The organism is Sphingomonas sp. LH128, from assembly GCF_000293195.2.
Taxonomy (GTDB): domain Bacteria; phylum Pseudomonadota; class Alphaproteobacteria; order Sphingomonadales; family Sphingomonadaceae; genus Novosphingobium; species Novosphingobium resinovorum_A.
Window position 1 is genome coordinate 26,316 of the sequence record NZ_ALVC01000449.1, and the last position, 19,047, is coordinate 45,362.

Annotated in this window: 17 protein-coding genes; 1 reads left to right on the forward strand and 16 read right to left on the reverse strand. The window is 64.7% G+C overall.

The features are described 5' to 3' along the window. Positions 1-51 precede the first annotated feature (51 nt). The gene (locus LH128_RS27845) at positions 52-2,694 is read left to right on the forward strand and encodes a hypothetical protein (RefSeq protein WP_008833043.1); all 2,643 of its coding nucleotides are present in this window, start codon (positions 52-54) and stop codon (positions 2,692-2,694) included. Between the two features lie 143 nt (positions 2,695-2,837). On the opposite strand, the gene trhO is transcribed toward LH128_RS27845, so the two are convergent. From trhO to LH128_RS27925, 16 genes are read right to left on the reverse strand one after another with little or no spacing between them, the layout of a single operon-like run. Next, positions 2,838-3,794, reverse strand: a complete 957-nt coding sequence (gene trhO, locus LH128_RS27850) for an oxygen-dependent tRNA uridine(34) hydroxylase TrhO (protein WP_008833044.1) — start codon at positions 3,792-3,794, stop codon at positions 2,838-2,840. Between the two features lie 38 nt (positions 3,795-3,832). Further along, entirely contained in the window at positions 3,833-4,123 is a 291-nt protein-coding gene (locus LH128_RS27855) for a DUF1467 family protein (protein ID WP_036523404.1), read from the reverse strand. A 10-nt stretch (positions 4,124-4,133) separates the two neighbouring features. Continuing rightward, on the reverse strand, positions 4,134-5,759 hold the full coding sequence (locus tag LH128_RS27860; protein ID WP_008833046.1) for a ribonuclease J: 1,626 nt from the start codon (positions 5,757-5,759) through the stop codon (positions 4,134-4,136). Next, positions 5,756-6,535 (reverse strand): type III pantothenate kinase, encoded by a 780-nt coding sequence (locus LH128_RS27865; RefSeq protein ID WP_008833047.1) that lies wholly within the window; start codon positions 6,533-6,535, stop codon positions 5,756-5,758. The genes LH128_RS27860 and LH128_RS27865 overlap by 4 nt, the downstream gene beginning before the upstream one ends. Positions 6,536-6,549: 14 nt before the next feature. Continuing rightward, entirely contained in the window at positions 6,550-7,248 is a 699-nt protein-coding gene (locus LH128_RS27870; RefSeq protein WP_008833048.1) for a biotin--[acetyl-CoA-carboxylase] ligase, read from the reverse strand. Then, entirely contained in the window at positions 7,245-8,708 is a 1,464-nt protein-coding gene (nuoN, locus tag LH128_RS27875) for an NADH-quinone oxidoreductase subunit NuoN (protein WP_008833049.1), read from the reverse strand. Before nuoN ends, LH128_RS27870 begins: the two co-directional genes overlap by 4 nt. Then, a complete protein-coding gene (locus LH128_RS27880; protein WP_037521769.1) occupies positions 8,708-10,240 on the reverse strand; it encodes an NADH-quinone oxidoreductase subunit M in 1,533 nt (510 codons plus the stop codon). Before LH128_RS27880 ends, nuoN begins: the two co-directional genes overlap by 1 nt. A 4-nt stretch (positions 10,241-10,244) precedes the next feature. Next, positions 10,245-12,362 (reverse strand): NADH-quinone oxidoreductase subunit L, encoded by a 2,118-nt coding sequence (gene nuoL, locus LH128_RS27885; RefSeq protein WP_008833051.1) that lies wholly within the window; start codon positions 12,360-12,362, stop codon positions 10,245-10,247. 4 nt (positions 12,363-12,366) lie between these two features. Further along, complete coding sequence (gene nuoK / locus LH128_RS27890) at positions 12,367-12,672, reverse strand: NADH-quinone oxidoreductase subunit NuoK (protein ID WP_008833052.1); 306 nt, start codon at positions 12,670-12,672, stop codon at positions 12,367-12,369. Further along, complete coding sequence (locus LH128_RS27895) at positions 12,669-13,286, reverse strand: NADH-quinone oxidoreductase subunit J (RefSeq protein WP_008833053.1); 618 nt, start codon at positions 13,284-13,286, stop codon at positions 12,669-12,671. The genes nuoK and LH128_RS27895 overlap by 4 nt, the downstream gene beginning before the upstream one ends. A 28-nt stretch (positions 13,287-13,314) precedes the next feature. Next, positions 13,315-13,800, reverse strand: a complete 486-nt coding sequence (gene nuoI / locus LH128_RS27900) for an NADH-quinone oxidoreductase subunit NuoI (protein WP_008833054.1) — start codon at positions 13,798-13,800, stop codon at positions 13,315-13,317. Next, the gene (gene nuoH / locus LH128_RS27905) at positions 13,797-14,843 is read right to left on the reverse strand and encodes an NADH-quinone oxidoreductase subunit NuoH (protein WP_008833055.1); all 1,047 of its coding nucleotides are present in this window, start codon (positions 14,841-14,843) and stop codon (positions 13,797-13,799) included. Before nuoH ends, nuoI begins: the two co-directional genes overlap by 4 nt. After that, positions 14,840-16,858: an NADH-quinone oxidoreductase subunit NuoG gene (gene nuoG, locus LH128_RS27910; RefSeq protein WP_008833056.1), complete on the reverse strand. Its 2,019-nt coding sequence runs from the start codon at positions 16,856-16,858 to the stop codon at positions 14,840-14,842. The genes nuoH and nuoG overlap by 4 nt, the downstream gene beginning before the upstream one ends. Continuing rightward, positions 16,858-18,168 carry an NADH-quinone oxidoreductase subunit NuoF gene (gene nuoF, locus LH128_RS27915; RefSeq protein WP_008833057.1) on the reverse strand — a complete coding sequence of 437 codons (1,311 nt, stop codon included), beginning with the start codon at positions 18,166-18,168 and terminating at the stop codon, positions 16,858-16,860. Before nuoF ends, nuoG begins: the two co-directional genes overlap by 1 nt. Continuing rightward, positions 18,168-18,836, reverse strand: a complete 669-nt coding sequence (locus LH128_RS27920; protein WP_008833058.1) for a complex I 24 kDa subunit family protein — start codon at positions 18,834-18,836, stop codon at positions 18,168-18,170. The genes nuoF and LH128_RS27920 overlap by 1 nt, the downstream gene beginning before the upstream one ends. Then, the gene (locus tag LH128_RS27925) at positions 18,829-19,032 is read right to left on the reverse strand and encodes a hypothetical protein (protein ID WP_008833059.1); all 204 of its coding nucleotides are present in this window, start codon (positions 19,030-19,032) and stop codon (positions 18,829-18,831) included. Before LH128_RS27925 ends, LH128_RS27920 begins: the two co-directional genes overlap by 8 nt. Positions 19,033-19,047: the final 15 nt, after the last annotated feature.

A 19,047-nucleotide genomic window follows, 5' to 3' on the forward strand; every position in this document is an offset into this window, starting at 1 on the left:
GAAGTCTTAAACCGGGGTTTATCGGTCCGGTGCACGTGGTATCCTGGCTGGATGGTTGGGGAAAACAGGATCATCGCGTTCGGCGCGGGCACCGGCGAGCCGTCGGACACCCAGATGTCGGAAACCGCCGTGGAATCGACGACGGAGTCGGACACCTCCGAAACCTGGGACGACGCCTGGGTGGCGGCAGATGACGCCGGCGAATCCTTCACGCCCTCTTCCGGGCGCGAATGGATCGCGCCCGCCGTTGCCGGGGCGGCGGTCGTCGCATGGAGCGGCCTGTTCCTGTTCGCGCAAGTGCCCGCAATGAAAACCGGCCTGACGCTCGCCGCGGTTCCCGCGCTCGTCATGCAATGGTGTGTGCCCGTGCTGCTGGTCGGCGTCGTCTGGTTGATCGCGATGCGCCGCAGCACACGGGAGGCACGGCGCTTCGGGCATATCGCGCAAACGCTCTCGGCCGAATCCGCCCTGCTCGAACGCCGCCTCACCACGGTGAACCGTGAGTTGAGTCTCGCACGCGAATTCGTCGCCGCACAAGCGCGCGATCTCGAAACGCTGGGCCGCCTCGCAGCGGAACGTCTTTCCCAGAATGCCGAACGCCTGCAGGAACTCGTGCGCGACAACGGCGCGCGGGTCGATTCGATCAGTTCGGTCAGCAGCGCCGCGCTCGACAACATGGAGAAGCTGCGCGGCCAGTTGCCCGTCATCGCCAGTTCGGCGAAGGACGTCACCAACACCATCGCCAATGCCGGTCGCACCGCCCATGCCCAGCTTGAGGACATGATCAACGGCTTCAACCGGCTCAACGAGTTCGGTTCCGCCAGCACCCGGCAGGTTTCGATGTTGCGCGATCAGGTCAACGAGACGCTCGACGGCTTCAGCGCCCGCAGCGAACAGCTCGAACAGGCCGTCACCGCGCGTTTCTTGGCCCTCGACGAACGCGGAGAGGAATTCCGCACCCGACTGGACAAGCACGAGGTCGATGCCCTCGCCGCGATTCGCGTCCGCGCCAAGACGCTGACCGACGAAATCGACGAAGGGCGTCGCCAGCTCGACCGTCAGGAAGCCGAAAGCCTCACCTCGCTGCGCGCCCGCCTCGGTGCCCTGCGCGACGAGAGCGACGTCGTCTCTCGCGCACTGCGCCAGGCCGAGGAACGTGCGACCGAGCACCTGCGTACGTCGCTTTCCAACCTGTCGGAAGAACAGGCCGCCACCGGCGTCGCCATCATGGAGGCTCAGCAAACCGCCGTCGATGCGCTGGCCAGCCGTCTGGCGGCGATCGCCGGCGAAGCCTGCCAGATCGACGAATCGATCGGCCTTCGTGCCGAACACCTCGCCATGGAAGCCGAGGAACGCCAGTCGCGCCAGGTCGAGCAGGAGCGGCACGCGATCGCCCGCATCGACCACATGCTGGGTGAACTCGACGCCTCGATCGCCGAGCGGCTCGAACGGCACCGTATCCAGGCCGCTGCCCTTGCCGAACGCGCGGCTGCGGTCACCGGCGAACTCGGCCGTTTCGAGGCCCGCCTCGAAACCATCGCCGCACAAACCGGCGAAGCGGAAGATCGCTTGTCCATCAGCCTCACGGCGCTCACCGATCGCCTCACTGCCGCGCGCGCCACGCTCGCGGTCACCGACGATGAGGTGGAGAAGCTCACCGAAGACAGCGTGCGACTGCTCGAACTCATCCAGGCGAGCGCCCGCCAGACCGGCAGCGCCCTTCCCGAAGCGCTGGCGGTTTCGGAAGACCGCCTGCGGCGCATTCAGGAAGGGCTCGGCAGCGTGCTTGCGCAGCTGCGCGAAGCGGCACAGGGCGGCGAGGATGTCGCAGCCGAAATCGGTGTATCCGGTCGCGATCTCGACGCGCTCATCGGTGGACTTTCGCAGGCACAGGCGCAGATTTCCGCACGCGGCGCCGATCACGTCGCCTTGTTCGGGCGCCTACAGGACACGCTCGGCGAGATCGACGCTGCCACACAGACGGCCGCCGACAAGGCGGGAGGCGCCCTGGTCGGCGCCCTCGCCGCGCTGGGCACGACCCTCGACGAGACGGTGTCCGCGATCGAGGAAGACAGTGCCGAACGCATCATCCGTATCGCCGAAACCCTTGGCGACGAAAGTGCTGCGGCCATCGAGAAGGCCATGCGCGGCAAGGTTTCGGAGATTTCCGGCCAGCTCGAGCAGGCCGTGGCTCATGCCTCGGGCGTCACCCGCGAAGCCGCCACGCAGCTACGCGAACAGATCGCCAAGGTGGATGACCTCGTCGGCAATCTCGAAGGCCGGGTCACGCAGGCACGCGAACAGGCAACGGAGCAGGTCGACAACGACTTTGCCCGCCGCGCCGCGTTCATCACCGAATCCCTCAATTCGAACGCCATCGACATCGCCACGGTTCTGTCGAGCGACATCTCGGACAGTGCCTGGGCCGCATACCTGCGTGGTGACCGGGGCATATTCACCCGCCGGGCAGTAAGCCTGCTCGACGCCGGCGAGGCAAAGGCCGTCCAGCAGGTCTTCGAGCGTGACGACGCCTTCCGGGCCAACGTCAGCCGCTACATCCACGATTTCGAATCGATCCTGCGGCAGGTGCTCTCGACCAGAGACGGAAACGCCCTTGGCGTCACCCTGCTGTCGTCGGACATGGGCAAGCTCTACGTCGCGCTGGCACAGGGCATCGAGCGCCTGCGCGGGTGAGGTTGGACTGACCGCCCTTTCGTCATTGCGAGCATAGCGAAACAATCCAGGGTCACGCTGAACCGCCCCGGCATTGTTTCACCATGCTCGCAATGACACAATATTAGGACGTTGCGGCAGATACCTCAGCCCTCGTCGCGGCCTTATTCGCCCCGATATACCGCCCCGACATGAGCCTCACCCCGGCGGGCCGCGAGCTTTTCCTGCCGTTCGCGTTCGCGGTAGGCGGCGCGCTGTTCCTCGGTACGCTCACCGTGACAGGCCGGACAACTGACGCCAATCTCATAAAGTTCCGAAGCCCGGTCTTCGGCGCTGATCGGACGGCGGCAGGCATGGCATAGTTCATAGCTGCCCGGTGCCAGCCCATGGCCGATGGTCACCCGCTGGTCGAAAACGAAGCACTCGCCTTCCCACAGACTCTGTTCCTGCGGCACGGTCTCCAGATACTTCAGGATGCCGCCCTTGAGGTGAAAGACGTCCTCGACGCCTTCCTGCTTGAGAAAGGCCGTGGACTTCTCGCAGCGAATGCCGCCGGTGCAGAACATCGCCACTTTCGGCGCCTTGCCCTGCCCGAGCAGCCGCTCGCGCTCGCTACGGAACCACTCTGGAAACTCACGGAAAGTCTTCGTGTGCGGATCGATGGCCCGCGCGAACGTACCCACCGCTACCTCGTAGTCGTTGCGGGTATCGATCACGATCGTATCCGGATCGGCAATCAGCGCGTTCCAGTCCTCCGGCTCGACATACGTACCCACGATCGCCAGCGGGTCGATATCGGGCTGGCCCATCGTCACGATCTCGCGCTTGAGGCGCACTTTCATGCGGTGGAACGGCATGTGCGGCGCGTCGGAGAACTTGACGTCCACGCCCTCGCAGCCCGGCAGCCCACGCACATGCGCCACGATCGCATCGATCCCGGCGTCGGTCCCGGCGATGGTCCCGTTGATGCCTTCTCCCGCCAGCAGCAAGGTGCCGCGAACGCCATGCTCATGACATAGCGCCTCGAGCGGCGCCTTCAGCGCGGCCGGGTCGTCGAAACGGGTGAAGCAGTAAAGCGCCGCCACGCACAGACGCGGCGCGCTGGTATCCAGTGGTTCCATGGCGTGCCTCTAGCGCGGAACGACGCCAAAGCCAAAGCTCAGTAGCCGAGATCCTTGACCGGCGGCGTCCCGAACAGGTTCACGTCGTCCACGGTGATCCACCCGTTCGCATAATTGGCGTAGTAGAGCCCGAAAAGCACCACCGCCACGATGGTCGCCCGGCGCGCGACCAGCTTCGGGCGGAAGTTCACCGGCGCGCTGGTGGCGTGGCCCTTCTCGATGACATGGCCCTCCACTTCGTCCGGCGTGCGCAGGCCGACCGGGAGGACGATGAACGCGCTCAGCACCCAGAACAGGGCGTAGATCGCGATCATCGAGGTCCAGTTCATCGCCATCGCATCAATCCTCCAGCAACAGCACCTGCACTTGCGGCTTCTTCCCTGACCAGCGCGTCGCAGCGCGGCGCGCGGCAAGGCGCGCGGCTTCAGAGCGGGTATCGCGATCCGCCTTGCCCGCGCGCTTCAGCGCCTCGGCAACGTCGCGCCTAGCTTCCTCGACGAACCCAGCGTAGTCCTCGTCGAGCGGCAGGCCCAGCGCCGAGATTTCGACCCTGCCCTTGCGATCCGCTGCCACTGAAATGACGCCGTTGAAGGCGATGCGGCGGCGCATGATGATCGCCTCGCCGTCAGCGGGCGCGATGATGTCGCCGTCGAGCACCAGACGGCCCGCGCGCACTTCGCCGAACTTGCCCGGGTGGTTGGGCGCGAGGCGCACAAGATCGCCGTTCTTCTGGAAAATCGCCTTGGGAATGCCGCTGGTGACGCCGAGACGTGCCTGTTCCTTCATGTGGCGGATTTCGCCATGCACCGGCAGCAGGATCTGCGGCCGAATCCACGAATAGAGCGCTTCCAGCTCCGGGCGGCCGGGGTGGCCCGACACATGGATTTCGCTCTGACGATCGGTGACGACGATGACGCCCTGCTCGGCCAGACGGTTCTGGATGCGGCCGATCTGGATTTCGTTGCCGGGAATCTGACGGCTGGAGAACAGCACGACGTCGCCCTTGTCGAGCTTGATCGGGTGATTGCCCTCGGCCACGCGGGCGAGTGCGGCGCGCGGTTCGCCCTGACCGCCGGTGGCGACGATCAGCACGTCGCCGCGCGGCAGGTCCATCGCGGTGTCGGGATCGACGAGGTCGGGCAAGTCCTTGAGATAACCGCAGGACTGGCCAGTCTGGATGATGCGGTCGAGCGAGCGGCCCGCCACGCACAACTGGCGGCCGGTCTTCTTCGCCACATCGCCCAGCGTCTGCAGGCGCGCGACGTTGGAGGCGAAAGTCGTCACCAGCACGCGGCGGCCCTTGTGCTTCTTCACTTCGGCCAGCAGGCCCCGGTAGACGTCGCCTTCCGAACCCGAAGCCTCGGGATTGAAGACGTTGGTGGAATCGCAGACGAGCGCCAGCACGCCCTCGTCGCCAATGGCGGTCAGTTCGGCCTGCGTCGCCGGGGTGCCGACTTGCGGCTCGTCGTCCAGCTTCCAGTCGCCGGTGTGGAAGATGCGGCCGTACGGCGTCTCGATCAGCAGCGCGTTGCCTTCGGCGATCGAGTGCGCCAGCGGCACGTAGCGGATGCCGAACGGGCCGATCTGGAAGTTCTCCAGATCGTCGACCACGTTGAGTTCGACCCGGTCGAGGATTCCCGCCTCTTCCAGCTTGGCGGCGACCAGCTTGGCGGTAAACGGCGTCGCATAAAGCGGCACGCCCAGTTCCTCGGCGAAGTAGGGAACCGCGCCGATGTGATCTTCATGCGCATGGGTCAGGACGATGCCGAGCAGGTTCTCGCGCTCGTTCTCAATGAATTCGAGGTCGGCGAAGACCAGGTCGACGCCGGGGTATTCGTTACCGGAGAACGTCATCCCCAGATCGACCATCAGCCACTTGCCCTGACAGCCGTAGAGATTGACATTCATACCGATTTCGCCCGAACCGCCGAGCGCACAAAATAGAAGTTCCTTACCGGGAATCACTTAGAAGCTGCCCTTTCGGCAATGATGGCGAGGCCGTCGATCGTGAGATCCGCGTCAACGGCATCGAAAATATTGGTGGCCTCGTCGAACAGGACGGCGAGGCCGCCCGTGGCGATGACCTTGGCGGGGCGGCCGATCTCGGCGCGGATGCGGGCGATCAGACCCTCCATCATCGCGACGTAGCCCCAAAAGACGCCGATCAGCATCTGATCCTCGGTGTTGCGGCCGACGACGCTGGTGCTCTTGGGCGCGGCGATGGCGATGCGCGGCAGCTTCGCCGTATTGCCAACCAGCGCGTCGAGCGAGAGGTTGATGCCCGGCGCGATGATGCCGCCCTTGTAGGCTCCGTTGAAGTCTATCACGTCGAAGGTGGTCGCGGTGCCGAAATCGACGACGATGAGGTCACCCGCATGCTTGTCGTGCGCGGCGATGGCGTTCACCGCCCGGTCGGCGCCGAGCGAACTGGGCTGTTCCACGTCGATGTCGATGCCGTACTCGGCCTTGCCCTGCCCGGCGATCAGCGGTTCGATCTCGAAGTAATGGCGCGCCAGTATCTCGAGATTGTGCAGCGCTCGGGGGACGACGGTGGAAATCACGATCTGCGTGACTTCCTGCGCCTTCACGCCGCGAATGGCGAGCAGTTGCATCAGCCAGACGGCGTATTCGTCGCCCGTGCGGCGCGGGTCGGTGGCGATGCGCCAGCGGCCCTTGATCGTGCGACCTTCCAGCAGCGCGAAGACGACATTGGTATTGCCGGCGTCGATAGCGAGCAGCATGCTCTTTCAGTTCCTCATACGAGCAGGACGTCACCCGCGTGGATCGTCCGGATCGATCCGTCAAGCAGGGCGAGGCGGAGGTTTCCGTCCTCCGCCAGTCCCGCGAACGCACCTTCGACCGCGTCTTCACCGGGCGGAAGCACCCGAAGCGGGGTTCCCTGCGGGTGCGCCGCACTCTGCCAGCGACGCAGCAGCGGGGCAAGGCCGACCGAGCGCCAGCGCTGCAGTTCGGTGTCGAAGCTGGCTGCCAGCGCCTCGGCGAAGATATCGCGGCTGGGGGCCAGCTCGCCCAGCGCAGCGGTCCGGCGACCCGGCACTTCGGGCGCATGGACGAGGTTCACACCGATGCCGACGATGACCACGCCCGAAATCATCTCCAGCAGGATGCCCGCCACCTTGGCTTCGTGAAGCAGCAGGTCGTTCGGCCACTTGAGCATCAGGCCATGGCTGACGAAGCGGGAGAGGGCCTCGTGAACAGCAAGGCCCGTCAGCAGCGCCAGCGTGGCGGGTGATGGATCGCCGGGCGCGATGCGTACCACGGTCGAGCCCATGAAATTGCCCGCACCGTCATCCCAGACGCGGCCAAGACGCCCCCTGCCCGCATTCTGCCGGTCCGCAACGAGCCAGCGGCCCTCTGGCAGGTATTCACCGCCGGAGAGCCGCTGCGCGAGATCCTGATTCGTGGACCCCGTTTCTGCTACGATTTCGATCAAAGCGTGTGGAACAGCGCGGTCGCGGCGGTATCCGTCAGGCCCTGCAGCCATCCGCTCAGCAGATAGCCCAGCGGCGAGATGAACAGGCAGGTCACGCCCAAGATCGCCTTGTGCCACACGTCGCTCTTCCACTTGATGGCATCGACCGGCTCATCGAAGTAGATGACCTTGACGACCTTCAGGTAGTAGAACGCGCCGATCACCGAGGCCGCGAAGCCGATCGCCGCGAGCGGCATCATGTTGGCGTCGACGGCGGCCTTGAACACCAGGAACTTGCCCCAGAAGCCGAACATCGGCGGGATACCGGCAAGGCTGAACATCACGAATGCCAGCGCGGCGGCCAGACCCGGACGGGTGCGCGAGAGCCCAGCGTACTGGCCGATTTCCTCGACGTTGTCGCCGTTTTCGTCCCGCAGCATCAGCACGGTAACGAAGCCCGCGACGGTCATCGCGACGTAGATCACGAGGTAGAACAGCATTGCCGAAGCACCCTGCGGGTTCGCCGCGGCGAGGCCCACGAGGATGAAGCCGACGTTGTTGATCGACGAATAGGCCATCAGGCGCTTGATGTTCTTCTGGCCGATCGCACCCAGCGCACCGACCACGATCGAGGCGAGCGCCACGAAGACGATGATCTGGCGCCATGCGTCCGACTGGTCGCCGAAGGCATCGAGCATCACGCGCATGGTCAGGCCGATGGCCGCGACTTTGCCCGAAGTGGCGAAGAACTTCGTCACCGGGGTCGGCGCGCCTTCGTAGACGTCCGGCGTCCACATGTGGAACGGCACGGCGCTGATCTTGAAGGCAAGGCCCGCCAGCATGAACACGATGCCGAACAGCGCGCCGTTGGACAGACCGCCCGCCAGCGCCGCGTTGATGCCCGCGAACGAGGTGGTGCCGGTGAAGCCGTAAGTCAGGCTCATGCCGAACAGCAGGATGCCCGAAGCCAGCGCGCCCAGCACGAAGTACTTGAGGCCTGCTTCCGCCGAGCGTCCGTCGGTCCGCACGAAGGCGGCCAGCACGTAGGCAGCGAGCGAGTTCATTTCGAGGCCGATATACAGCGCCAGCAGGTCACCCGCCGACACCATCATGCCGCTGCCGACCGCCGCGAAGATCACGAGGATCGGGAACTCGGCCCGCATCGCGCCGAGGCGCTCGAAGAAGGCAGGCGCGACGACGAGCGTAGCGGCAGCCGAAAGGTAGATCAGTATCTTGCCGAAGGCCGAGAAGGCATCGGCGTGAACCTGGCCGAAGAATGCTGAGTAGTCCGGACCCATGTGCCCGCCGCACAGCGCGGGGGCGACAAGGAACGCGGCCCCGACCAGCGCCGTGACGGCGAGGATCGAGATCAGGCGGCTTGCCTTGTCACCGCCCCAGGCGGCGATCAGAAGCAGGATCAGACCTGCAATGCTCAGCGTTTCTTCCGGCGCGATCAGGCGCAGGGAGTGCGACCAGTCCATCAGTGTGACCCCCCATGCGCAGCGGCTTCTTCGTGCGCAGGCTTAGCTTTTCCAGGTGTAGGCGCGCTGTCGCCGGCCGGCTTGGCACGGGCGAGGCGCGCGTCGAGCGCGGCGATGTCGGCACGCATCGGAGCGATGAAGCTCTCGGGGTAGACGCCCATCCACAGCGCGGCGAGCGCGAGCGGGATGACCATCGCCAGTTCGCGGGCGTCGAGGTCGGGCATCGCGGCGGCATCGGCGTTCTTCTGCTCGCCGAACACGACCCGGCGGTAGAGGTACAGCATGTACGCCGCGCCCAGGATGATGCCGGTGGTGCAGATCAGCGCCGTCCAGGTCGAGACCTGATAGATTCCGCCGAGGCTCAGGAATTCACCGACGAACCCGCTGGTGCCCGGCAGGCCAATCGAGGCCATCGTGAACAGCAGGAAGAACACGGCGTAACGCGGCATGTTGATCGCGAGGCCGCCGTAACGGCTGATCTCGCGAGTGTGCAGGCGGTCATAGATGACGCCGACGCACAGGAACAGCGCGCCTGCGACCAGACCGTGGCTGAGCATCACCAGCATCGAGCCTTCGAGGCCCTGCACGTTGAAGGCGAACAGGCCGATGGTGACGATCGCCATGTGCGCGACCGACGAATAGGCGATCAGCTTCTTCATGTCGCTCTGCACCAGCGCGATCAGCGAGGTGATGACGACGGCGGCCATCGACAGGCCCCACACCAGCGGTCCGAAATAGACCGAGGCTTCGGGGAACATCGGGAGCGAGAAGCGGATGAAGCCGTAGCCGCCCATCTTCAGCAGCACGCCCGCCAGGATGACCGAGCCGCCCGTCGGCGCCTGAACGTGCGCCGCCGGAAGCCAGGTGTGAACCGGCCACATCGGCATCTTCACCGCGAAGCTGGCGAAGAAGGCGAGCCACAGCCAGGTCTGGACATGCGGGTCGAAGTCGTAGGCCATCAGCGTCGGGATGTCGCTGGTCCCGGCGGTGTGGACCATCCACAGCATCGCGACGAGCATCAGCACCGAGCCGAGCAGCGTGTAGAGGAAGAACTTGTACGAAGCGTAGATGCGGTCCGCACCGCCCCAGATGCCGATGATGAGATACATCGGGATCAGGCCGGCTTCGAAGAACATGTAGAACAGGTACATGTCCTGCGCCATGAACACGCCGAGCATGAACACTTCGACGAGCAGGAAGGCGGCCATGTATTCGCCCACCCGCTTCTCGATCGAACGGCTCGCGCCGATGCAGATCGGCATGAGGAAGACCGAGAGCATGATGAGCAGCAGGGCGATGCCGTCGATGCCGAGGGCGTAAGTGAAGCCCGAGAAGATGTTCAGGCGCTCGGTGAACTGCCACTGGGCGCCGCCCACGTCGAAGTTCATCCACAGGGCGATGCCGAGGACGAGATCGACGAGGGTTGCGAGCAGCGCGACGGTGCGCGCCGCTTTCGCTTCGAGGAAGAGGCATGCCAGTGCGCCGAGGAGCGGCACCAGCAGCATCAGGCTGAGGATCGGAAAACCAGTCATCATCTTATCCCGCGATCACCCAGCTGATGGCGCCGACAAGGCCCAGCAGCATGACAAGAGCGTAGCTGTAGAGATAGCCCGATTGGACTTTCTGCGCGTAAGTCGAACCCTTGGCGACGACAGCCGCCGCACCGTCGGGACCGAAGCGGTCGATCACGCCGATGTCGAGCACCTTCCAGAAAACGCCGCCCAGCCAGAAGGCAGGCTTGACGAAGATCGTGTTGTAGAGCTCGTCGAACATCCACTTGCGGTAGACGAAGGTGTGGACCGGGCCGAGCTGGTCGGCGACCGCCTTCGGGAACGCGGTGTTCTTGATGTAGCCGTACCAGGCGGTGACGAAGCCGATGGCCATGACCGTGAACGGCGCCCACTTCACCCACATCGGAACGCCGTGCATGGCGTGGATCAGGTGCTCGTGGAAGACCAGCGCGCCCTTCCAGAACTCGCCCTCGCCTTCGGAGACGAAGGCATGGTTGAAGACGAAACCGGCAGCGACAGCGCCGACCGACAGGATCAGCAGCGGCAGCAGCATCACCAGTGGGCTTTCGTGCGGGTGGTAGCCACCCGTGCCGTCGCCATGGTCGCCGTAGTCCGGACCGCGCATGCCGAGGTCAGCAGGTGCGTGGGCGTGGTCATCATGCGCGTGGTCGTCGTGAGCATGGGCGTCATCGTAACCGTGCGCGTCGTGGGCATGATCGTCATGGCCGTGGCCATGCGCGTCATGAACGGCGTGCTGGACGTGCTCCGACTGGTTCCAGCGCGGCTTGCCGAAGAAGGTCAGGAAGACCAGGCGCCACGAATAGAAGCTCGTCATCAGAGCGGCGAAGATGCCCATCCAGAAGGCGAAAGTGCCCACCTGCGTGCCCGAACCGAAGGCCGCTTCGAGGATCGCGTCCTTCGAGTAGAAGCCCGCAAAGCCGATCACGCCGGCGATGCCGACACCGGTGATGGCCAGCGTACCCGCCGTCATCGTCCAGAAGGTGATCGGGATCTTCTTACGCAGACCGCCGTAGAAACGCATATCCTGCTCGTGGTGCATCGCATGGATGACCGAACCGGCGCAGAGGAACAGCAGGGCCTTGAAGAAGGCGTGCGTGAACAGGTGGAACATGGCCGCACCGAACGCGCCCGAACCGGCCGCAAAGAACATGTAGCCCAGCTGCGAACAGGTCGAATAGGCGATGACGCGCTTGATGTCCCACTGCGTGCAGCCGATCGTGGCGGCGAAGAAGCAGGTGCAGGCACCGATCACGGCGACGACGTGCATCGCAGTCTCGCTCTGCTCGAACATCGGCGAGAGACGGCAGACCATGAAGACGCCCGCGGTGACCATGGTGGCCGCGTGGATCAGCGCCGACACCGGGGTCGGCCCTTCCATCGCATCCGGAAGCCAGGTGTGCAGGCCCAGCTGCGCCGACTTGCCCATCGCGCCCACGAACAGCAGCAGGCACAGCACCGTCATGGTGTCGAACCGGTGGCCGAGGAAGCCGATGGTCGAACCGGCCATCGACGGCGCGGCATGCAGGATTTCGGGGATCGAGACAGTGCCGAACACCAGATACGTACCGAAGATGCCGAGCATGAAGCCGAGGTCACCCACGCGGTTGACCACGAAGGCCTTGATCGCGGCGGCACCGGCCGAGGGCTTGCGGAACCAGAAGCCGATCAGGAGGTACGAGGCGAGGCCCACGCCTTCCCAACCGAAGAACATCTGCACCAGGTTGTCCGCCGTCACCAGCATGAGCATGGCGAAGGTGAACAGCGAGAGGTACGCGAAGAAGCGCGGCTGATCCGGCTCCTCGCTCATGTAGCCCCACGAATAGAGGTGCACGAGCGCCGAGACCGAAGTGATGACCACGAGCATGACGGCAGTGAGCGTATCCACGCGCAGCGCCCAGTCGAAAGTCATCGTGCCCGAGGCGACCCACTTCAGGACCGGGAAGACGCTGGCTTCAGCGCTGCCGGTCAGGAAGGCAATGAAGATCGGCCAGGACAGGCCGCAGGCGATGAACAGCGCGCCGGTCGTCAGCACCTTGGGCACGACGAAGCCGAGCGACTTGTTCGCGAACCCGGCAAGGATCGACGCCAGCAGCGGCAGGAAGACGATGAGGTAGATCGACACGGACTTACCCCTTCATCCGGTTGACGTCGTCGACGGCGATGGTGCCGCGGCCACGGAAGTAGATCACGAGGATAGCAAGCCCCACTGCGGCCTCGCCCGCAGCCACCGTCAGCACGAACATGGCGAAGATCTGGCCAGTCAGGTCGTGCAGGAAGGCGCTGAACGCGACGAGGTTGATGTTCACCGCAAGCAGGATCAGTTCGATCGACATCAGGATGACGATGATGTTCTTGCGGTTGATGAAGATGCCGAGGACGCCGAGCACGAAGAGGATCGAGCTCACGACCACGTAATGTTCGACGCCGATCACAGCGAGACCCCCTTGCCGATTTCAGGCTTGACGTTGACCGTCGCGTCCTGCGGACGGCGCTGGTTCTGCTTGCTGATCTTCTGGCCGCGCGTGTCGTTACGCTGGCGGTGGGTCAGCACGATGGCACCGATCATGGCGACGAGCAGGATGACGCCCGCGGCCTCGAACAGGAACAGGTAGCGGCTGTAAAGCAGTCCGCCGATCGCCTCGATGTTCGAGAGGCCCGCAGCGGTAGCGGCAGTACCGTCCGGCGTGCCCAGTTCCAGGTTACCGGCGCGGTAGGCACCGATGCCCAGCACGATCTCGGCCAGCAGCACGATGGCCACCAGCGCCCCGAACGGGAAGTAGCGGACGAAACCGGCGCGCAGTTCGGCGAAGTCGATGTCGAGCATCATGACGACGAACAGGAACAGCACCGCGACCGCACCGACGTAGACGATGACGAGCAGCGCCGCGATGAACTCGGCGCCGGTCAGCACCATCAGGCCGGCGGCGTTGAAGAACGCCAGGATCAGCCAGAGCACCGAATGCACCGGGTTGCGCGAGAGGATGGTGATGGCGCCGGAGGCCACCGTCATCACCGCGAAGAGGTAGAAGGCGATAATATGGATCATGGGAAGCCCGTTTCCTTGCGCGCGCCGGTTAACGGTACGGCGCGTCGGCTTCAAGGTTCGCGGCGATAGCACGCTCCCACTTGTCCCCGTTCGCCAGCAGCTTGGCCTTGTCGTAAAGCAGTTCTTCGCGCGTTTCGGTCGCGTATTCGAAGTTCGGCCCTTCGACGATGGCATCGACCGGGCAGGCTTCCTGGCAGAAGCCGCAGTAGATGCACTTGGTCATGTCGATGTCGTAGCGCGTGGTGCGGCGCGAACCGTCCACTCGCGGCGCCGCCTCGATGGTGATCGCCTGCGCCGGACAGATCGCCTCGCACAGCTTGCAGGCGATGCAGCGTTCCTCGCCGTTGGGATAACGGCGCAGGGCGTGCTCGCCGCGGAAGCGGGGCGAAAGCGGGTTCTTCTCGAACGGGTAGTTGATCGTCGCCTTGGGCTTGAAGAAATACTTCAAGGTCAGCCAGTGCGCCTTCACGAACTCCCAGAGCGTGAAGCTCTTGATGAGGTATGCGACGGTCATGCGAAGTGTCCGGTAGCCATGAGGTAGCCGCTGACGATCACGACGAAAGCGAGCGAAACGGGGAGGAAGACCTTCCAGCCCAGGCGCATCAGCTGGTCATAGCGGTAACGGGGCACCGTCGCCTTGACCCAGCTGAACACGAAGAAGAAGAAGAAGATCTTGAGCAGGAACCACACGAAGCCCGGGATCAGGTAGAGCACCGGAATATCGAGCGGCGGCAGCCAGCCACCCCAGAACAGCGTCGCGTTGAGCGCGCACATCAGGAGCACGTTGGCATATTCACCCAGCCAGTAGGCGGCGAAGGCCATCGACGAATATTCGGTCTGGTAACCGGCGACGAGTTCGGATTCCGCTTCGGTAAGATCGAACGGCGCGCGCTGCGTTTCCGCAAGGCTCGACACCAGGAACATCACCCACATCGGGAACAGTAGCGGGTTCGCGACGAAGCCGTTGATGATGCCGAGGACGTGGCCCTTCTGCGCCAGAACGATGCCGTTCATGTTGAACGTGCCCGCCCACAGGACGACGCAGATCAGGATGAAACCGATCGAGACTTCGTAGGAGATCATCTGCGCCGAAGCGCGCATCGCCGAGAAGAACGGGTACTTCGAGTTCGAAGCCCAGCCCGCCATGATCGTGCCGTAGACGCCCAGCGAACTGATCGCGAGAACGTAGAGCAGGCCGATGTTGATGTTGGCCAGGATCGCGTTCGAATTGAACGGGATCACCGCCCAGGCCATCAGTGCCACGGTGAAGGTGACGACCGGCGCGATCAGGAAGATACCCTTGTTCGCGGCCGAAGGGATGATGGTTTCCTGCAGGAAGACCTTGAGGCCGTCCGCGAAGGACTGCAGCAGACCGAACGGACCGACCACGTTGGGACCACGGCGCAGTGCCATGGCGGCCCAGATCTTGCGGTCGACGTAGATGATCATCGCGACGGCCAGCATCAGCGGCAGCGCGATCAACAGGATGCCGCAGATGGTGGAGAGCAGCCAGGCCCCTTCGAAGGGCATGCCGAGAGACTGGAAGAACGAAGTCATTCCGCGGCCTCCGCGAACTCTTCACCGTGCAGCAGCTCGGCCGAGCAACGCTGCATCGTCGCGCTGGCGCGCGCGATCGGGTTGGTCATGTAGAAGTCCTTGATCGGATAGGCGAGTCCGCCCGAAGCCGAACCGCCGCCCGCCGGGAGCGCTGCGCCGTAATCGGCCAGACCCTCGACGCCGAGCGCCGGGACTGCCGAAACCATCGCGGCGCGAAGCTGGTCGAAGCTGTCGAAGCCGACCGAGACGCCGAAAGCGTCAGCCAGAGCGCGCAGGATCGTCCAGTCCTCACGCGCGTCGCCGGGCGCGAAGACGGCCTTGTCGGCGAACTGCACGCGGCCTTCGGTGTTGACGTAAGTGCCGGCCTTTTCGGTGTAGGCCGAAGCAGGCAGGATCACATCGGCAGCGTGGGCCGCCTTGTCACCGTGGTGGCCGATGTAGACGATCATCGAGTCCGCGAACTTCGTATAGTCCACTTCGTCGGCGCCGAGCGAGATCAGCACCTTGGGCTTGGCGGCGGCGAGGTCGGCGATGCCGCCCTTCTGAGCGTAGCCCAGCATCAGGCCGCCCATGCGCGAAGCCGCCATGTGCAGGACGTTGAAACCGTTCCAGGCGGTGCCGTCTTCCAGCGTGCGGACGAGGTTGAGCTGGCCTGCCAGGGCAAGGCCGGCTTCCAGACCGCCACGGCCAAGAGCCGCGCCGCCGAGGATCACCGCCGGACGCTTGGCGCCCGAAAGGGTGTCCGCGACGTGGCCCGGCAGGTTGCCGATCAGCGAGAGGTCTTCGCCGAGGAACTCGCCGCCGAAGGTGGTTTCCCACTCCGGACCGATGAGGAACACCTTGGCGCCGCGCTTCACGGCCTTGCGCAGACGGACGTTGACCGTCGGCGCTTCCCAGCGAACCATCGAGCCGACGATCAGGATGGCATCGGCCGTCTCGATGTCGTTGAAGGTGGTGTTGAAGTTGACGGCGGCCAGGCTCGACGTGTCGTAGTCCATGCCGGTCTGGCGACCTTCGAGGAGGGTCGAGCCGAGCGCACCGACAAGCGCCTTGGCGGCGAACATCGTCTCGCAATCGACCATGTCGCCCGCGACAGCCGCAATCGAGGCGCCGGGGTTCAGGGTCGACAGAGCGGCGAAAGCCTCGTTCCAGGTGGCCTGGACCAGCTTGCCGTCACGGCGCAGGAACGGCTTGTCGAGGCGGCGCTTGGTCAGGCCATCGACCTGGAAGCGCGCCTTGTCGCTCAGCCATTCCTCGTTCACGTCGTCGTTGTTGCGCGGAAGTGCGCGGAGCACTTCACGGCCGCGCGCGTCGATGCGGATGTTGGCGCCGGTCGCGTCCGAAACGTCGATCGAGAGCGTCTTCTTCAGCTCCCACGGACGCGCTTCGAACGCATAAGGACGGCTGGTGAGCGCGCCGACTGGGCAGAGGTCGATCACGTTGGCCGACATCTCGTGATGCGCGGCCTTCTCCAGATACGTGGTGATCTGCATCGTCTCGCCGCGATAGAGCGCGCCGATCTCGTCCACGCCGGCGATCTCTTCCGAGAAGCGCACGCAGCGGGTGCAGTGGATGCAGCGCGTCATCGTGGTCTTGATGAGCGGGCCCATGTACTTCTCGGTCACCGCGCGCTTGTGCTCGTGATACCGCGAACCGCCGCGACCGTAGGCGACCGACTGGTCCTGCAGGTCGCACTCGCCGCCCTGATCGCAGATCGGGCAGTCGAGCGGGTGGTTGATGAGAAGGAATTCCATCACCCCTTCCCGCGCCTTCTTGACCATTTCGGAATCCGTGCGGATCTCCTGGCCTTCGGTGGCGGGCAGCGCGCAGCTTGCCTGCGGCTTGGGCGGTCCGGGCTTCACTTCGACCAGGCACATGCGGCAGTTGCCGGCGATGCTCAGGCGCTCGTGATAGCAGAAGCGAGGGATTTCCTTGCCGGCGAGTTCGGCGGCCTGCAGCACGGTGGCGCCTGCAGGGACCTCGATCTCGACGCCGTCTACTTTTACCTTAGGCATTATTCTGCAGCCTCTTGCAGCGAGCCGTGGCGCGCTTCGATGCGGCGCTCGATCTCGGGACGGAAGTGCTTGATGAGGCCCTGGATCGGCCACGCGGCTGCGTCGCCGAGCGCGCAGATGGTGTGGCCTTCGACCTGCTTGGTGACCTGCTGGAGCATGTCGATTTCCTCGACATGCGCGTCGCCGGTGCGCAGGCGTTCCATCACGCGCCACATCCAGCCCGTGCCTTCACGGCACGGGGTGCACTGGCCGCAGCTCTCATGCTTGTAGAAGTACGAGAGGCGCGAAATGGCGCGGACGATGTCGGTGGATTTGTCCATGACGATGACGGCGGCAGTGCCGAGGCCCGAGCCAACCGCCTTGAGGCCGTCGAAGTCCATCGGCGCGTCCCAGATGTCGGCCGAGGGCACCAGCGGCACCGACGAACCGCCGGGGATCACCGCCAGCAGGTTGTCGCGGCCGCCGCGAATGCCACCACAATGCCGCTCGATCAGTTCGCTGAACGGGATCGACATCTCTTCCTCGACCACGCAGGGACGGTTCACGTGCCCGCTGATCTGGAAGAGCTTGGTGCCCTTGTTGTTCTCGCGCCCGAAGGACGAGAACCACGAAGCGCCGCGACGCAGGATGGTGGGCGCAACCGCGATCGATTCCACGTTGTTCACGGTGGTCGGGCAGCCGTAGAGGCCCGCGCCGGCCGGGAACGGCGGCTTCAGGCGGGGCTGGCCCTTCTTGCCTTCGAGGCTCTCGATCATCGCGGTTTCTTCGCCGCAGATGTAGGCGCCCGCACCGCGATGGACGAAGACGTCGAAGTCATAGCCCGAACCGGCGGCGTTCTTGCCGAGCAGGCCCGCCGCATAGGCTTCCTCACGCGCGGCGAAGAGCACTTCGGCCTCGCGGATGTATTCGCCGCGGATGTAGATGTAGGCCGCGCGCGCACCCATCGCGAAACCGGCCACAAGCGCGCCTTCGAACAGAAGGTGCGGATCGTGGCGCATGATCTCGCGGTCCTTGCACGAACCCGGTTCGGATTCGTCCGCGTTGATGACCAGGAAGCTGGGCTTGGGGTTGCCGTTCTGGTCGAGCGGCGGCTGCTTGGGCATGAAGGACCACTTCATGCCGGTGGGGAAGCCCGCACCGCCGCGCCCGCGCAGACCCGACGCCTTCATCTCATCGATGATGGCGTCACGGCCGCGCGCGATCAGGTCCTTGGTGTTGTTCCAGGCGCCGCGCGCCTGCGCTTCCTTCAGGTTCCACGGCTGGAAGCCGTAGAGGTTGGTGAAGATGCGATCCTTATCGAGGAGAGCCATTACCACTCGCTCCGATAGTCATGGTTTTCGGTTATCATGGCGACGAGGTTGGTCGGCTCACCCACCGGTTCCACGGTGTGACGGGCCGGGTCCTGCGTGCCTGCCTTTGGCGTCTCGCCGCGCGCCAGTGCGTCGAGCACGGCGTTCAGGCGGTCCGAGGTCAGGTCCTCGTAATTGTCGTCGTTGATCTGGACCATCGGGGCCGAGGCGCAGTTGCCCATGCACTCGACCTCGGTGAACGACCAGAGGCCGTCTGCCGAGATGTGGCCCTTCTTCATGCCGCGCGACTTGCAGGTCGCCAGCAGATCGTCCGAACCGCGCAGCATGCACGGGGTGGTGCCGCAGACCTGCACGTGGAAGCGGCCGATCGGCGCGATGTTGTACATCGTGTAAAACGAGGCGACCTCGACCACGCGGATAATCGGCATGTCGAGCTCAGCCGCGACATATTCCATCACCGGGATCGGCAGCCAGCCCTGCGTGTTTTCTTCGGCACCAACCTGGCGCTGGGCGAGGTCGAGCAGCGGCATCACCGCCGAGCGCTGACGCCCTTCGGGATAGCGCGCGACGATGTCCTTGGCCTTGGCGGCGTTCGCCTCGGTCCAGGCAAAATTACCCCAACGGGCCCGCAATTCGGGCGTATCGGGTTCGATATAGCGGTCAGCCATGCTTACCTCTGCGCTTCAGCCACTGATCCTGGCCGAAAAAGAAAATCTCGAAGCCGCCGATGGCAGTCGCCAGCATGGCGATCATCGGCGAGGGAGCGATCCCGAGCCAAAGAACGACGAAGTAGAGCCCGACGAGGAACAGACCCGTGAGGGTCGCCCAGATGCGGATCATTTCTACAGTGTTGAACTTCGTCACAGGTCCCACCCCTTT

Excerpts from the sequence above, each read along its gene's own strand:
- LH128_RS27845 (WP_008833043.1), top strand. The coding sequence starts at position 52 with ATGGTTGGGGAAAACAGGATCATCGCGTTCGGCGCGGGCACCGGCGAG.
- trhO (WP_008833044.1), bottom strand. The coding sequence starts at position 3,794 with ATGGAACCACTGGATACCAGCGCGCCGCGTCTGTGCGTGGCGGCGCTT.
- LH128_RS27855 (WP_036523404.1), bottom strand. The coding sequence starts at position 4,123 with ATGAACTGGACCTCGATGATCGCGATCTACGCCCTGTTCTGGGTGCTG.
- LH128_RS27865 (WP_008833047.1), bottom strand. The coding sequence starts at position 6,535 with ATGCTGCTCGCTATCGACGCCGGCAATACCAATGTCGTCTTCGCGCTG.
- nuoN (WP_008833049.1), bottom strand. The coding sequence starts at position 8,708 with ATGGACTGGTCGCACTCCCTGCGCCTGATCGCGCCGGAAGAAACGCTG.
- LH128_RS27880 (WP_037521769.1), bottom strand. The coding sequence starts at position 10,240 with ATGACTGGTTTTCCGATCCTCAGCCTGATGCTGCTGGTGCCGCTCCTC.
- LH128_RS27895 (WP_008833053.1), bottom strand. The coding sequence starts at position 13,286 with ATGATCCATATTATCGCCTTCTACCTCTTCGCGGTGATGACGGTGGCC.
- nuoI (WP_008833054.1), bottom strand. The coding sequence starts at position 13,800 with ATGACCGTCGCATACCTCATCAAGAGCTTCACGCTCTGGGAGTTCGTG.
- nuoH (WP_008833055.1), bottom strand. The coding sequence starts at position 14,843 with ATGACTTCGTTCTTCCAGTCTCTCGGCATGCCCTTCGAAGGGGCCTGG.
- nuoG (WP_008833056.1), bottom strand. The coding sequence starts at position 16,858 with ATGCCTAAGGTAAAAGTAGACGGCGTCGAGATCGAGGTCCCTGCAGGC.
- nuoF (WP_008833057.1), bottom strand. The coding sequence starts at position 18,168 with ATGGCTCTCCTCGATAAGGATCGCATCTTCACCAACCTCTACGGCTTC.
- LH128_RS27920 (WP_008833058.1), bottom strand. The coding sequence starts at position 18,836 with ATGGCTGACCGCTATATCGAACCCGATACGCCCGAATTGCGGGCCCGT.